Here is a 15,107-nt window from a genome sequence, read left to right on the forward strand (position 1 = left end):
CTCATGTTGGAATAAATTAGCATCTAGATCACCTTCGTTTAGAGCAGTATTAGGTACTATATAGTCATTAAATATTTTAACTTCAAGCTCATATCCTTTTTCTTCAATTTGTGGTCTTAGTTCCTCTAATAACTCACCAGCTGGAACTAAAGTTGCACCAACTACAATTTTTTTGTCGTTACCAGAATCAGCATTTGATGAAGAACAACCAACTGCCGATAAACTTAATGTAGCACATAATGCTAACCCTAATAATTTTTTGAATTTCATAATAAATTCCCCCTTGTTGTAATAATATAATTTCTTGAAAATAATAAAAGCCTGAGTATAAACTCAGGCTTTGTAAGCAAATTTATACTTATCTATCAGTAAAATACTGCAGGATTTAGCACCAATGTATATAAAATATACTGGTTGCTGGGTTTCATAGGGCCAGTCCCTCCACCACTCTGGATAAGAGTATTAAATTTTATGTTTATTATAGTATCATTAATTTAAAAAAATGTAAATAAAAAATTCAGAATTATTTAAAAGATATTAAATATTTAGTTTTGAGTAAAAATTTAAAAAATATATTGCAAAATAAAATAAGTTGATATATACTCATAATCATAGAAAATTAAAAAGTGAATTTAAGAGGTAGAGGCGCGATACTTATTAGTACTAGTAACGAGGTAAGCACAATGACTTACTAGGAAAGGAATTATCGCCGAAGTGTATAACTGACGCTTTGAGGTTATATAACTGGGGATACATAGAATATATGTATTACTGTCGCAAGTAATTGTGGTGAGCTATCATTTAAGGATTTTTATTATAGATAGATTTATTTGTAGTATATTATGAGCCTTGAGTGTTAACTCGAGGCTCTTTTTTATTACAAATATACCCTCGACCATTCACTAAAATTATATTTAAGGGGGAGTTCTTATGAACCGTAGAAATTTTAGAATTTTATTTATTACACTTATGATTTTTATTATGTCAGTACCATTTGCTTTTGCAGCAGAGGTAGACGTAGCAGCAGTTAATGCCCAGAAGTTTGGAATTATAACTTTAATACCACCAGTAATTGCAATAATACTTGCTTTTATTACTAAAAATGTTGTTGTTTCATTGTTTATTGGTATAATGTCAGGTAGCTTTATAATTAGTTTATCAGGGACTAATGTATTACACGCAATAGTATTAGCATTTTTAGATGTTGTTAATAGAGCACTAGAGTCTTTAGCAGATCCTTGGAACGCAGGTATAATATTACAGGTTTTAGCAATAGGTGGAGTAATCAACTTAGTTGCTAAAATGGGTGGAGCTAAGGCTATAGCTGAAGCACTTGCAAAAAGAGCAAAGTCTGCAAAGGGAACGCAGATTATAACTTGGTTTGCTGGATTATTAGTATTCTTTGATGACTATGCAAATGCATTAATAATCGGTCCTATGATGAGACCAGTTGCAGATAAGATGAAAATATCTAGAGAAAGATTAGCATTTATAATAGATGCAACAGCAGCTCCAATTGCAGGTCTTGCAATAATATCTACATGGATAGGTCTTGAAGTTGGGTTAATAGGAGATGCATTTAGTGGTATAGGAGTAGAGGCAGATGCATTTGGAGTATTTTTAAGTACTATACCATTTAGATTTTACAATATATTAATACTAGCTTTTATAGTTATTACTGCTTTATTATTAAAAGATTTTGGGCCAATGAGAAAAGCAGAGTTAAGAGCTAGAAGAGGTGAAAGTATTGCATTAGAAGCAACAGACAATAAAAATGTATCAAACGATCATTCTGAGTTAGAACCAAAAGAAGGTGTAAAATTAAGTATATGGAATGCTATTATTCCTATAGGGACTTTAATAGTAGCAGCTTTAGTAGCATTTTACTACAGTGGATATTCAGGAATAATGGGTGGAGAAGATAAAGAACTTATTCAATTATTTACAAATTCTCCGTTCTCATTTGAAGCTATAAGAGAGGCATTTAGTGCATCTGATGCATCTGTAGCACTATTCCAATCAGCGTTACTTGCAGGTATAGTTGCAATAGTTATGGCTGTAGGTAAGAAAATATTCACAGTATCAGAAGCAATAGAAGTGTGGGTAGATGGTATGAAGACTTTAGTTATAACAGGAGTTATATTAATACTTGCTTGGTCATTAAGTTCAGTAATAAAAGAGCTGGGTACAGCTAAGTATTTAATACAATTATTATCTGGATCATTCCCATCATTTTTACTACCAAGCTTAATATTTGTATTAGGGGCAATAATATCTTTCTCAACAGGTACAGCTTATGGAACTATGGGAATACTTATGCCACTTGCAGTACCACTTGCACACTCAATAAATCCTGAGATGTCATTTATAATAGTAAGTACAAGTGCTGTTTTAACAGGAGCAATATTTGGAGATCACTGTTCACCTATATCAGATACAACTATTTTATCATCAATGGGTGCAGGGTGTAATCATATAGACCATGTAAAGACTCAGATGCCATATGCATTGTTTGTTGGTGCTATAACAATTTTATTTGGATATATACCAGCAGGACTTGGAGTTTCTGTTTATTTAGTATTACCACTTGCTTTAGTAGCAGTGTTTGTGGGAGTACAAATATTTGGTAAGAGAGTAGATTTAAGTGAAGAAGAGCTAGTATTAGAACTTCAAAAATAGATAAAAGTAAGGGTTATACTTATTAGTATAGCTCTTATTTTTTATTAGGTAAACTTCAAGTACTCTGCTCATATGTTGTTTAGGTAACATAAATCTTTGATTTAATTATTAAGATTTAATTATAGTATAGAAAAATAGTAAAGGAAGAATAATAAGTCATATAATTATGTTAAATTTTTATACAATCAATACAATAGAAGTAAAAGGAGTTAAAATATGGCTTATATAAATTTTAAGGAAGAAAATTATGCTGCAGATAAACAGCTACATAAGAGAAGAACCAATAATGACCAATTACATAGATACTTACTAAAACATAAAGATGAGCAAGAGGGCTATGAAACACATAATAAGTATTGCTACAATACATTTGAAGGTGAGCTTATAGGAAAAAAAGGTGTATTTGACGAAGAACATTTTCATATTATATGCAAAGAAGATATAGTTGCTACAAAGTTTATAAATTGCAGTTTTTTAAATGTTAAATTTTTAGACTGTAGATTTGTTGCCTGTACATTTGAAGATTGTAATTTTGCTGCAGGTGGAGTAGTATTTGAAAATTGTATATTAATAAAGGAAGACGCAGAATCTACCCCTTCATTAAATAAGAAAGATAATCTTTCATGTGAATTCAATAATTGCGATATGTATGTTAAATTTTTAAATACTGATTTGTCTTATGCAATATTTGAAAAATGTAAGTTGAAAAATGTATCTATTGAACAAACTATGATGAGAAGTACTATTATTCATAACTGTGAGTTAGATGTAGTTACATTTGAAGATTGTGACTTATGTGGAGCAAAATTTTTACAAACATATATTAAAGATTTAGATTTTAATGACAAATATAAAACTAAGTTTGATGAGAAAACTTTCTTTGATAAAATACAGCCTGTGGAAAAAACTAGACAAGAGTATGAAGGAATATATATGACTTATGAAACTCTTGCAGATAAATTTAAAGAAAATACCCTAAATAATAACTTTGGAGAATATTATTACTTGGGAAAATCAACAGAAAGAAAGACATTAGACTTTTGGCCAAAAATTGCTTCTTATATAAGTTGGATAACTTGTGGTTATGGAGAACGTCCAGAGTTTGCTTTATACACAGGGATAGGAATTATTATATTTTTCGCGTTCTTATATTTATTTACAGGTGTAAGTATGGAAGGAAAAGATATAAATTATAGTTTATTTAATATGAGTGGAATGTCACTATCTAAATTCTTAAAAGATTTCAATGAAACCTTAAACCTAAGTACAGGTATGTTTGGTGGAATTGGTGTAAATAATGGAAAACCATCAGAGCTAAGTTACATGATTTCAAATGCAGAAATGATAATAGGAATTATAATGATGGGGCTTGGTATTGGTACTTTAACAAGAAAAATAGTAAGATAGATAAAAAAATGTTGCTAAAAAGTGGGAGATGAGTTATTATTAAAGAGTAGTAAATATTCGCGGATGTGGCGGAATTGGCAGACGCACCAGACTTAGGATCTGGCGCCTATGGCGTGGGGGTTCGACTCCCTTCATCCGCACCAATTAGAGAACTATTAAGCTTAATTGCTTAATAGTTCTTTTTTATTATAAATTACTGATAGATTCAAGCTTATCAAAATCCGTAATAGTTATCTTTCCTCTTTGAGATATTAAAACATCTTTATTTTTAAAATCAGTAAGTATTCTACTTACGACCTCTCTACTGGTTCCAAGCTCTTTTGATATTTGCTCATGGGTAAAGTATAAATACTTTGTATTGTTAGATTTTTTTGAAGAGAGAAGTAAGTACTTTGCAATTCTTACATCCATTCGTTCAAATGCTACTTCTTCTAAAACATCTAATACTTCATTATATTTTGAATAAAGATTGTTAAACATGAACTTTTGAAACTCTAATGTATCGTAAACATAATTATGAAAAATATTGCTTGGTATAAATGCAATTTGTGTACTTTCAAGCACCTCAGCAAAAGCTGGATAGCTTGTATTACTGAGTAAGCAAGACATGGATAAATAGCAAGTGTCCCCTGAAGATAATCGATAAAGTGTTACTTCTTTACCTTTATCTGAAAGTTTGTATACCCTTATAGACCCCTTTAGTATAAGAGAAAATCCTATACAAGAATCTCCTTCATGAATTAACGTGTAATCTGGTTCAAAGTTTTTTATTATTACTGAAGATTTGATTAAATCTTTAGTATTGTTATCTAAAGCATTTAGAAAAGGATACTTATTTGAAATAGAATCTAAGTTAATCATATAAATCACCTCTTTTATATATCAAATTTTGTTTTGATGGAATATATATAAACTATATGTTTTTAATTTATTATAATTACACGTTATGTTTTAAAGCATTATAGCTTTTAATATAAGTTAACATTTTAATTTGTGTAATAAATATAAAAATATCTATGATTATGCAATTTAATTAAGATACAACATCTACTTTGTCGCAATTTATATATTAAATTATAGTGTAAGGGATAATAAAAAAAATTACAATAATTATAAGGTAAATAGTAACAAGGACAAGCTTAGATATAAATATATTCAATATGTGTAGTTTATTAAATATACACATATATTAGGGGAGTGGTTTATGGAAAAGAAAGATATTGGTATTATTATTTTTCCATCTATATTAATGATTTTAGCAACTATAATTTCATTTGGAGAAATCTCATTTATAAGTCACTTAGATGTTAAAGGTTTCTTTGTATTATCACTGGTGCTTATATTTCCTACTTTAATATTTATGCAAGGGATTTTATCAGGTAAAAACAGAATAAACATATTTTTATCACTAGGTATATCTTTAGTAACTTTTATTGTAATTATGGTAATTTACCTAAATACTTCGGCATCAATTTACATTGGAGTTTATATTATTTCTTGGTCACTTGGATATTTTTTATCAAAACTATTATTTCGTAAAATAGATGTACAAGAAAATGAAGAAGAGTTACAAAATCAAGAAAAATAAAATTATAAAATTATGATGATATTTTTTTAACTTAATTGACATTTTAAAATTAAATTCATACAATGTAATTAAAAATGAAATATTATCCAATTGAGATTAATGAGAGATGTCTTTATTTTATAAAGAAGCCGAAGAAGCAATTTGAGAATTGCCAATTCTTAAAGAAACTTTCAGGCAAAGATATCATTAATTGATGGAACTCTGGAAAGATTTATTATAAATAATAAATCACCGAAGAAGTAAAACTTTCAGGTCTACAAACAGAGAGTATATAGGCAGCTTTATTAGCTATGCTTGTATACTCTCTTTTTATTTTTTTATAAATTCTAATTAAGTAATATTGGAGGTATTTAAATGGAAGCAATGAAGAGAACGGTTTTATTTAATACTCACAAGGAGTATGGTGCAAAGTTTTTTGAATTTGCAGGATGGGAAATGCCATTAGAGTATAAAGGTATGAGATGTGAACATGAAAGTGTAAGAAATAGTGCAGGGTTGTTTGATGTGTCACATATGGGAGAGGTTACAGTAAAGGGAAGTGAAGCTGAAGCGTTTGTTCAAAATTTAATAACTAATGATATTAGTACTCTTAAAGATGATGAGGTTATATATACTACTATGTGTTATGAAAATGGTGGAGTAGTAGACGATTTATTAGTTTATAAGTTTAATAAAGAAGATTATTTACTAGTTATAAATGCTGGTAATATTGATAAAGATGTTGATTGGATATTAAAAAATAGTTCAGATTATAAAGTTGAAATAGAAAATATAAGCAATAAAGTGTGCCAACTAGCAATTCAAGGTCCAAAAGCACAGGAAATACTTCAAAATATTGTAGATATAAATTTAGATAGTATTAAGTTTTTTCAGATGAATCCAAAGGTTAAAATAGGTAGTGCAGTATGTATGATTTCAAGAACAGGATACACTGGAGAAGATGGTTTTGAGATTTATTGTGAGAATAAGGATGCAGAAAATATATGGAATGAAATATTAACTGTTGGTAAAGAAGATATAAAGCCAATTGGGCTAGGTGCTAGAGATACATTAAGGTTTGAAGCTTGCCTACCTCTTTATGGAAATGAAATATCAAAGGATATATCGCCGCTAGAAGGAGGTCTTTCTATATTTGTTAAGTTAAACAAAGATAATTTTATAGGTAAAGAATCACTATTAGCTCAGAGAGAAAAAGGTGTACGAAGAAAACTTATAGGCTTTGAATTAATAGGTAAGGGAATAGCTAGACATGGATATGAGATTAAGAGTGGAGATAAAACTATTGGATTTGTAACTACAGGTAGTGTACCTCCTACTATAAATAAAGCAATAGGTCTTGCAATAATAGAATCAACCTATGCAAATATAGGAGATGAAATAGAAATAGTAATTAGGAAGAAAGTTGTTAAGGCAAAAATAGTTAAAAGACCTTTTTATAAAAAACAGTATAAAAAGTCATTAGAAGCTCAAAGTAATCAAGTGGCAATCACAAAAGAAAGTGAAAAAGAGATAGAAGAAAATAAGCAAAATAAAGATAGTAATAGCAACAATGAATTTTCTTATATACCAGCAACTAAGGATGACAAAAGAAAGATGTTAGACTCAATAGGAGTAAATTCTATAGAAAATCTATTTGATGATATACCAAAGAAATTACAGTTAAATAGACCCTTAAATTTAGAAGAATCTAAATCAGAACTAGAAGTTGTAAATAAAGTAAAAAAACTAGCAAACAAAAATATCAATTTAGAAAAACTAACTTGCTTCTTAGGAGCAGGTGCATACGATCATTATATTCCATCACTTATAAAACATATAACAAGTAGAAGCGAGTTTTATACAGCATACACACCATACCAAGCAGAGATAAGTCAAGGAACTCTTCAAGTAATATTTGAATTTCAATCAATGATAGCAGAATTAACTGATATGGAAATATCAAATGCATCCATGTATGATGGAGCTACAGCAGCAGTTGAAGCATGTATAATGGCAACAGTTCAAACTAAAAGAAAAAAAGTAGTAGTATCAAAAACTACTAGCCCAGAAACTAGAAAAGTATTAGAAACTTATATGCAATATAATGATACAAAAATAATCGAAGTAGATTTTTGTAATGAATACGGAATTACTGATATAAATAAACTAAAAGAAGTAGTAGATAAAGAAACAGCTTGTGTACTTGTTCAAAATCCAAACTTCTTTGGAATTATAGAAAGTATGGATGAAATAGAAAAAATAACTCATGAAAATAAAGCGATGCTTATTATGAGTGTAGACCCTATATCACTATCAATATTAAAAACGCCTGGTGAGATAGGAGCAGATATTGTAGTTGGTGAGGCTCAATCTTTAGGGAATCTTCTAAACTTTGGAGGTCCATATATAGGGTTTATGGCAACTAAATCAAAATTTGCACGTAAAATGCCAGGTAGAATAGTAGGAGAAACTTTGGATGCTGATGGAAATAAGGCTTATGTACTTACACTACAAGCTAGAGAGCAACATGTTAGAAGAGAAAAAGCAACGTCTAATATTTGCTCAAATCAAGCATTAAATGCTCTTACAGCATCAATATATATGGCAACTATGGGCAAGGAAGGGCTTAAAGAAGTTGCAGATTTATGTTTGAAAAAATCTCACTATGCATATAACCAGTTAATAAATAATTCAGAATTTGAGCCAGTATTTAAAGGTCAATTCTTTAAGGAGTTTGTAGTTAAAAGCAATACTTCTGTAAAAGATATTAATAATAAATTACTAGAGGAAAATATATTAGGCGGATATGAATTAGAAAAAGACTTTGAAAATCTAAATAATTCTACACTAATATGTGTAACTGAAAAAAGAAGCAAAGAAGAAATCGATAAGTTAGTTTCAATAGTGGAGGGAATGTAATGAGAGAATATAATAGTACACTAAAAGAAATATCTAAAAAAGGTAGAAAGGCTTATTCGCTTCCAAAGCTTGATATTGAAGATTCTAAAGCAAATGATTTTATAGATGATAATATGCTTAGAAAAAGTGAGTTAAATCTACCTGAGATAAGTGAGCTAGATTTAGTAAGACACTACACTCTGCTTAGTAATAAAAACTTTGGTGTAGACACAGGATTTTATCCTCTTGGATCTTGTACTATGAAATATAACCCTAAAGTAAATGAAGATACAGCATCAAATTCAAACTTTACAGAAATACATCCATATCAACCAGAGCAGAGTGTGCAAGGTTCTTTAAATTTAATGTATGATTTATCAAATATGCTTGCTGAAATAACAGGTATGGATGCAGTAACTCTTCAACCATCAGCTGGGTCTCATGGAGAGTACACAGGGCTTATGATGATAAAAGCTTACCACGAAAGTAGAGGAGACTTTAACAGAAAAAAAGTAATAATACCAGACTCTGCTCATGGTACAAATCCAGCAAGTGCACATATGGCAAACTTTAAGGTAGTAGAAGTTAAATCAGATAAAAATGGAGCAGTAGATATAGATAAATTAAAAGAAGTGCTAGATGATGAAGTAGCAGCGCTTATGCTTACTAATCCTAGTACACTTGGATTATTTGAAGAAAATATTGAAGAAATATCAGAACTTGTTCACGAAGCTGGAGGGCTTTTATACTACGATGGAGCAAATATGAATGCTATTATGGGGATTACTAGACCTGGAGATATGGGGTTTGACGTAGTTCATTTAAATCTTCATAAAACATTTTCTACACCACATGGAGGAGGAGGACCTGGTAGTGGACCTGTAGGAGTTAAGAAAGATTTAATTCAGTTTTTACCAGTACCAGTAGTTGAAAAAGTAGAAGATAAGTATTTACTAAATTATGATAAACCAAAATCAATTGGAAAGATTAAGAATTTCTATGGCAATTTTGGAGTGTTGGTGAGGGCTTATACTTATATATTAAGTATGGGTGGAAATGGATTAAAAGAAAGTAGTGAAATGGCTGTTTTAAATGCAAACTATTTAAAAGAAAGATTAAAAGAGTTTTACTATTTGCCAATAGATATATTATGTAAGCACGAATTTGTATTAGGTGGAATTGAGAAGGGCTATAGTGAGGTAAAAACAACTGATATTGCTAAGCGATTACTTGATTATGGATATCATCCACCTACTATTTACTTCCCTCTTATTATTAGTGAAGCTATTATGATTGAGCCTACTGAAAGTGAAAGTCTTGAGACTTTAGATAGCTTTATTGATGTAATGAAAAAAATAGCTATTGAAGCGATGGAAAATCCAGAGCTTTTAAGAACATCTCCTCATAATACTATTGTTAAGAGAGTTGATGATTCGAGAGCTGTAAAGATTCCTATTTTAACTTGGAAAAAATAAATATAATAAAAAAACCCGAGATATTAAATCTCGGGTTTTAACTGTTTATAATTAAGCAGCTGTTTCTTCTGATTTAGTTCCACGAACTACATCAGCAGTTGTTATTTTGTAGTTTTTGAATATTGCATGTCCTATAAATCCAGCAAGTATACTTACTAAAGCGCATCCAGCAGCAGTTATTATAACTTTTATAGCTGGGTTGTAAGCGAACATTACTGCAAGACCAGCTATTGGAGTAGCAGTTCCTGGAGACATGTTTGTAAGACCCATCATAGCTATTATAACACCAGACATAGCTCCACCTATGAAGTTAGTAACATATACTGGTATTGGGTTAGCAGATATTAAGTCTGCTTGAGTTAAAGGCTCTATAGCAACAGCTATATTGTCTTTCTTTGTACCAAACTTCATCTTTGAGAAGAATACGAAGTTCATGAAAGAAGAACCGAATACTGCTAATGCACCTATTGCCATTGGAGGACCAGTTAAACCTATCATAGCAGTTAAAGCCATTGAACTAAGTGGAGCAGTAGCTACTACTGTTATTAATCCACCAAGTATTATACCCATTAATATTGGAGAAGCAGAAGAAGCTGAAGTTAATACTGAACCTACAGTTTCTAATACACCATTTACAACTGGGCTAGTTACAGAACCTATTAAATAAGTTAAAGGAGCCGCAACTACTATTATAACTATTAAATCAAGACCAGCAGGAACTTTTTCTTCCATTTTCTTTATAACGAAAGATATTAAGTATCCAGCTATGAAACCTGGTAATATCTTAAAGTTTAAACAAGTTAAACCAACTAATACAGCATAAACTGGAGAAACACCTAATGCTAAAGGTACTAGAGTAGCAGCAGCAACTCCACCTAAAGAACCGTTTGCAGCCCCAACGTTTTCTAAAAATTTGATTCCTAAAACTTCACCAAAGAATGAGAAGTGGAAAGCTTCAACTAAGAAACTAGCACAAGCAGCGTTTGCAAGACCACCCATTGCCTTCATACCTTGTGGAGCTTTGTAACTGAATAAAGTAAATAATGCTAATACTACTAATAATAGAGCAGTACCTGTTAAAATTTGAACCATGATGGTTACCTCCTACAATATAAAAATATAATTACGTATACCTAATTTGGTATTGTTTTCCCCTGTCCGTAAAGGGCTTATGTGTTACCTGGACAATTACAATTATAGGAGAAAGAATAAAAAATGTAAATACTTTTTTCGACAAAAATATATTTTTTTGTCGAAAAAATAACGAACACATTGATAATTCAATAGACTTGAAACTAAGAAATATAATATTTTTATAATGATGCTTATAAAAATATAGAAAATAATAAGATTTATAACTATTCTGAATATTTTTAGTAGAATAGCACATTTGTTAAGTAAGATATCACATATAATTAAAACAGAAGGAATAATATGATTTAATTATCTATTAGTGTTAAAGTTACAGGAAATGGTAACTCGAATCACCTTATTGTTTTTAGGTTTGATTGGGAAATAAATTAATAATATATATAAAATTTAAAACTTTTTATATAAAATAAATGTCTAATATATGAAAATATAAATACATATACAAGATGAAGATATAGTTCAAGTATAGAAATAAGTGTACATATTGAATATTAATATATGAGAATAGGTAAAAGATTATTAAAGTGAGTTATATAGTAATCAGATATGGGGGGAAATTTATGAAATTTGGAATTATAGGTCCATCAGAAGATGAGATTATGCCTTTTATTAAGAAAATCTCAAATAAGAAATTAGAATCATTTGCAATGTTGACATTTTATAGTGGTAATTATAAAGATATAGAGGTTGTAGCATTATACTCTGGTGTCTGTAAGGTTAATGCTTCAATTGCAGCTCAAATATTGATAGATAGGTTTGATGTTACTCATATTATAGTAACTGGAGTGGCAGGAGGTATTGATTCAATATTAAAAATAGGAGATACAGTTATATCTACAGAAGTAGCATACCATGATGTTGATGAAGGTATATTGACAGAATATCATCCATGGATGGAAAGTATTTATTTTAGTGGAGATAGTTATCTTCTTAAATTGTGTAGGAAAGTATTAGAGCTTAATATATTTAAACAGCAAATCTTATTTGGTAAGATTGTCACAGGAGAAGCATTTATAAGTGATCATGGTCGTAACGAAATAATTAATAAATATAATCCTCTTTGTGTAGATATGGAAAGTGCAAGTATTGCTCATGTATGCCATGTGAACAATATCCCATTTTTAGCAATAAGGTCAATAACAGATACACCAACTCAAAGTGGTATAGATATATTTGAAGATAACTGTGTATCAGTATCTATTAACTCTATTAATATTTTAGAAAAAATGTTAGAGCGTATTTAAGTAAGAAGTATTAATAAAACACAAATCCTCAGTTAACAATATAAATAAGATAATCTTAGAAAGACCACACTTAAAATTGTGTTTTGAATACTATAGTTAATAATAAAATAACCTCTTAGATTAGTATGTACATAGAATTTACTAAATTACCAATCTAAGGGGTTATATAAATATAAAACTTTTATAATATTAAATGTAAAGCTAACTTGACATGAGTTTGAAATATATGCTACTATCAATATATGTAAAGTTAACTTTACATAATATTAAGAAGGAGTGCATTATATATGAACAATAGGTTAGAAGAAATTAGAAAACAAAAACAAATTACCCAAGAAGAACTAGCAACTGTATTAGAGGTTTCTAGGCAGACTATTAGTTCTTTAGAAAAAGGAAGATATAATCCTTCGATTATGCTTGCTTTTAAAATTGCACGATATTTTAATATGTCAATTGAAGAAATATTTATATATGAGGAGGAGGATAAAGATGCTAGATAAGAAAAAGAGTTTAATTATTATGTTATTAGGAATAGTGTTGGCGATAGTTGGTTTATTATCCACAATTTTTGTAGATGGGGGAGATATGATTTCAAGATTATCTACACTAGTTTTTGCTTTAGGTTTTGGATTAATAGGAGGGGCTTTAGGTAGTTTATATAAAATTAAGCGCATAGAGAAAATACCTGGAAAGTCTAAACAGATGGAGATTGAATATAAAGATGAAAGAAATGAACTTATAAGAGATAAAGCAAGTGCTAAGGCTGGAGACATATCTAACTGGCTTGTGTTATTAATTGCCTATATCTGTATTGTAATGGGGTACCCAATTTGGCTAATATTCCTTATTTTAGGGGTATTCTTAGCGAAATATATTATATGGATAGTGCTTATGAATAAATATAATAAGGAACTTTAAGTAGAACATTTAATTTATTTTATAGATTTGTATTGCTATTAATATTACAATTAAGTTAGTAAAGTCTAGCACTATGATATAATCATATTATAAGAAGAAAATATAAAATCATTAATCCTAAAGCAGAAGAACTATTAAGCTTTAGGATTTTTTTGTGGGAGGAATAGTTATGAAAGATGATTTGAAGAATTACTTGGACAATACAAAAAAACCTTGGGGAATTTTATTTTATAAAATGGTATGGGAACAATTATCTTTGGTAAAAGGGATGAAAGTCCTAGATTTTGGAAGTGGATTTGGGATAACAGCTAATTATTTGGCTAAAACAAATGATGTTACAGCAATTGAACCAAATATAGATATGCTAGAGATAAGAGAAAAGGAAAATAATTATACTCAGATACTAGGGGGTATTGAAAGATTAAAAGAAATAGAAGGAGAAATATTTGATGTAGTTGTTTGTCATAATGTATTAGAATATGCAGATGAACGTGAGGATATAATCAAAGAAATCTCTCGTATTCTTAAAGACAAAGGAAAGCTTTCTATTGTAAAGCATAATCATGTAGGAAGAATTATGCAAAAGGTTGTATTTGAAAATAATATAGATGAAGCATTGATGCTATTAGATGGTGGAGATATTGAGGTAATGAGTTTTGGCAAGGTAAATTATTATCATAATGATGAGATACTGAAGTGGTCAAGGTATTTCAATTTGGAAAAAGTTTATGGTGTAAGAACCTTTTGGGCTTTACAGCAGGACAATGAGATTAAAACTGAACTAAGTTGGCAGGAGAAGATGTTTGAAGTTGAGATGAGAGTTTGTGAGATAGAGGAGTATAAGAATATTTCATTTTTTAATCACGTTATTTTAACTAAAGATCTAAATAATATTGATGGTTGTATGTAATAGTACTTATATTAATATGAATATATATAGAAGTTATGCAACTTTAAGGGGGAAGCATTATGAATTTTGATGTATATAAATTAGTTGATGTTAATGATGATATTATAGAAGAGTTACTTTCGTGGAAGTATGAAAAGCCATACAATATATATGATTTACATCTAAATAATTATTTGATAAATAAAGATAAGTGGGGAAATGAGCAATTTGCATTAGTAAATGGTGGAGATATAATTGGCCAAGTGGCATGCCAAATAATCGATGATAATATGTGGGTTGGATGGTCTCTGAAGCCTGGTTTATGTGGGAGTGGAATTGGAGATTTATTTGTAAAAAAATGTATAGATGAGTTAATTAGTTTAAAGAAGTATAGTGGAGAATACATATTTTTAAAAGTTGTAGATTGGAATAAGCGTGCAATAAAAGCTTATGAAAAAGCTGGGTTTATGTATTATAGGAATACAGAGAGAAAAGAAGATGATAAATTAGTTAGATATTTTATAATGAAAAAAGTTATGATGTATTTGGATAATTAAATAAGCATGTAAAAAATAGATAGTAAAAGCAGATTTAAGAAAACAAGGGGGAAATATACTTTTGAGAAATAAAGAAAATACTGGAGGGACTTATCTCGGTGTAGGGCTTTGTCTAGGTGTTGCTTTTGGTGTTATATTTAATAAACTGGCTATTGGAATATCTTTTGGATTGTTATTTGGAGTAATAGTTGATATGTATATTTTTAAACAGTCAAAAGATGATGATGAGAAATAGTAGCATGTAAGAACATAAGAATTGGATTAAAATATTCATTTGCGATATTTTGGTCCAATTCTTTTTTATAATATAAAATATATAAA

General features: G+C 29.5%; 14 protein-coding genes, 1 tRNA gene and 3 riboswitches. Of the genes, 12 read left to right on the forward strand and 3 right to left on the reverse strand.

What is annotated here, in order from left to right; translation table 11 throughout:
* Window positions 1–270: MetQ/NlpA family ABC transporter substrate-binding protein (locus CHL78_RS12840; protein WP_243446439.1), on the reverse strand; the 270-nt coding region annotated here is incomplete at its 3' end.
* An 85-nt stretch (window positions 271–355) separates the two neighbouring features.
* Window positions 356–460, reverse strand: a riboswitch (SAM riboswitch).
* Between the two features lie 172 nt (window positions 461–632).
* A riboswitch (Lysine riboswitch) is annotated at window positions 633–805 on the forward strand.
* A 125-nt stretch (window positions 806–930) separates the two neighbouring features.
* Here CHL78_RS12840 and CHL78_RS12845 point away from each other — a divergent pair.
* The 3 genes from CHL78_RS12845 (at window position 931) to CHL78_RS12855 (ending at window position 4,229) form a co-directional block, all read left to right on the forward strand.
* Entirely contained in the window at window positions 931–2,679 is a 1,749-nt protein-coding gene (locus CHL78_RS12845) for a Na+/H+ antiporter NhaC family protein (protein WP_094368090.1), read from the forward strand.
* A gap of 216 nt (window positions 2,680–2,895) precedes the next feature.
* A complete protein-coding gene (locus CHL78_RS12850) occupies window positions 2,896–4,086 on the forward strand; it encodes a pentapeptide repeat-containing protein (RefSeq protein ID WP_094368091.1) in 1,191 nt (396 codons plus the stop codon).
* Between the two features lie 59 nt (window positions 4,087–4,145).
* Window positions 4,146–4,229, forward strand: a tRNA-Leu gene (locus CHL78_RS12855).
* 43 nt (window positions 4,230–4,272) lie between these two features.
* On the opposite strand, the gene CHL78_RS12860 is transcribed toward CHL78_RS12855, so the two are convergent.
* Window positions 4,273–4,947 carry a Crp/Fnr family transcriptional regulator gene (locus tag CHL78_RS12860; protein ID WP_094368092.1) on the reverse strand — a complete coding sequence of 225 codons (675 nt, stop codon included), beginning with the start codon at window positions 4,945–4,947 and terminating at the stop codon, window positions 4,273–4,275.
* A gap of 343 nt (window positions 4,948–5,290) precedes the next feature.
* On the opposite strand from CHL78_RS12860, the gene CHL78_RS12865 reads away from it, so the two are divergent.
* The 3 genes from CHL78_RS12865 to gcvPB all read left to right on the forward strand — a co-directional run bounded on the left by CHL78_RS12865 (window position 5,291) and on the right by gcvPB (window position 10,026).
* The gene (locus CHL78_RS12865) at window positions 5,291–5,674 is read left to right on the forward strand and encodes a hypothetical protein (RefSeq protein ID WP_094368093.1); all 384 of its coding nucleotides are present in this window, start codon (window positions 5,291–5,293) and stop codon (window positions 5,672–5,674) included.
* Window positions 5,675–5,764: 90 nt separating this feature from the next.
* A riboswitch (glycine riboswitch) is annotated at window positions 5,765–5,870 on the forward strand.
* Window positions 5,871–6,028: 158 nt separating this feature from the next.
* Window positions 6,029–8,572 (forward strand): aminomethyl-transferring glycine dehydrogenase subunit GcvPA, encoded by a 2,544-nt coding sequence (gene gcvPA / locus CHL78_RS21450; protein ID WP_094368094.1) that lies wholly within the window; start codon window positions 6,029–6,031, stop codon window positions 8,570–8,572.
* Complete coding sequence (gene gcvPB, locus CHL78_RS12875) at window positions 8,572–10,026, forward strand: aminomethyl-transferring glycine dehydrogenase subunit GcvPB (RefSeq protein WP_094368095.1); 1,455 nt, start codon at window positions 8,572–8,574, stop codon at window positions 10,024–10,026. The genes gcvPA and gcvPB overlap by 1 nt, the downstream gene beginning before the upstream one ends.
* Before the next feature lie 51 nt (window positions 10,027–10,077).
* Here gcvPB and CHL78_RS12880 read toward each other — a convergent pair whose 3' ends face one another.
* Window positions 10,078–11,118 (reverse strand): PTS sugar transporter subunit IIC, encoded by a 1,041-nt coding sequence (locus tag CHL78_RS12880; RefSeq protein ID WP_094368096.1) that lies wholly within the window; start codon window positions 11,116–11,118, stop codon window positions 10,078–10,080.
* A gap of 620 nt (window positions 11,119–11,738) precedes the next feature.
* Between CHL78_RS12880 and CHL78_RS12885 the strand changes: the two genes are divergently transcribed.
* The 6 genes from CHL78_RS12885 to CHL78_RS21000 all read left to right on the forward strand — a co-directional run bounded on the left by CHL78_RS12885 (window position 11,739) and on the right by CHL78_RS21000 (window position 15,021).
* A complete protein-coding gene (locus tag CHL78_RS12885; protein WP_094368097.1) occupies window positions 11,739–12,422 on the forward strand; it encodes a 5'-methylthioadenosine/adenosylhomocysteine nucleosidase in 684 nt (227 codons plus the stop codon).
* A gap of 287 nt (window positions 12,423–12,709) precedes the next feature.
* Complete coding sequence (locus CHL78_RS12890; protein WP_094368098.1) at window positions 12,710–12,922, forward strand: helix-turn-helix transcriptional regulator; 213 nt, start codon at window positions 12,710–12,712, stop codon at window positions 12,920–12,922.
* Complete coding sequence (locus CHL78_RS12895; protein WP_094368099.1) at window positions 12,912–13,340, forward strand: hypothetical protein; 429 nt, start codon at window positions 12,912–12,914, stop codon at window positions 13,338–13,340. Before CHL78_RS12890 ends, CHL78_RS12895 begins: the two co-directional genes overlap by 11 nt.
* Before the next feature lie 169 nt (window positions 13,341–13,509).
* Complete coding sequence (locus CHL78_RS12900; RefSeq protein ID WP_094368100.1) at window positions 13,510–14,250, forward strand: class I SAM-dependent methyltransferase; 741 nt, start codon at window positions 13,510–13,512, stop codon at window positions 14,248–14,250.
* A gap of 59 nt (window positions 14,251–14,309) precedes the next feature.
* Window positions 14,310–14,786: a GNAT family N-acetyltransferase gene (locus CHL78_RS12905; protein WP_094368101.1), complete on the forward strand. Its 477-nt coding sequence runs from the start codon at window positions 14,310–14,312 to the stop codon at window positions 14,784–14,786.
* A gap of 61 nt (window positions 14,787–14,847) precedes the next feature.
* The gene (locus CHL78_RS21000; protein WP_199534048.1) at window positions 14,848–15,021 is read left to right on the forward strand and encodes a hypothetical protein; all 174 of its coding nucleotides are present in this window, start codon (window positions 14,848–14,850) and stop codon (window positions 15,019–15,021) included.
* Window positions 15,022–15,107: the final 86 nt, after the last annotated feature.

This window comes from Romboutsia weinsteinii, from assembly GCF_002250835.2.
GTDB classification, from domain to species: Bacteria; Bacillota; Clostridia; order Peptostreptococcales; family Peptostreptococcaceae; genus Romboutsia_A; species Romboutsia_A weinsteinii.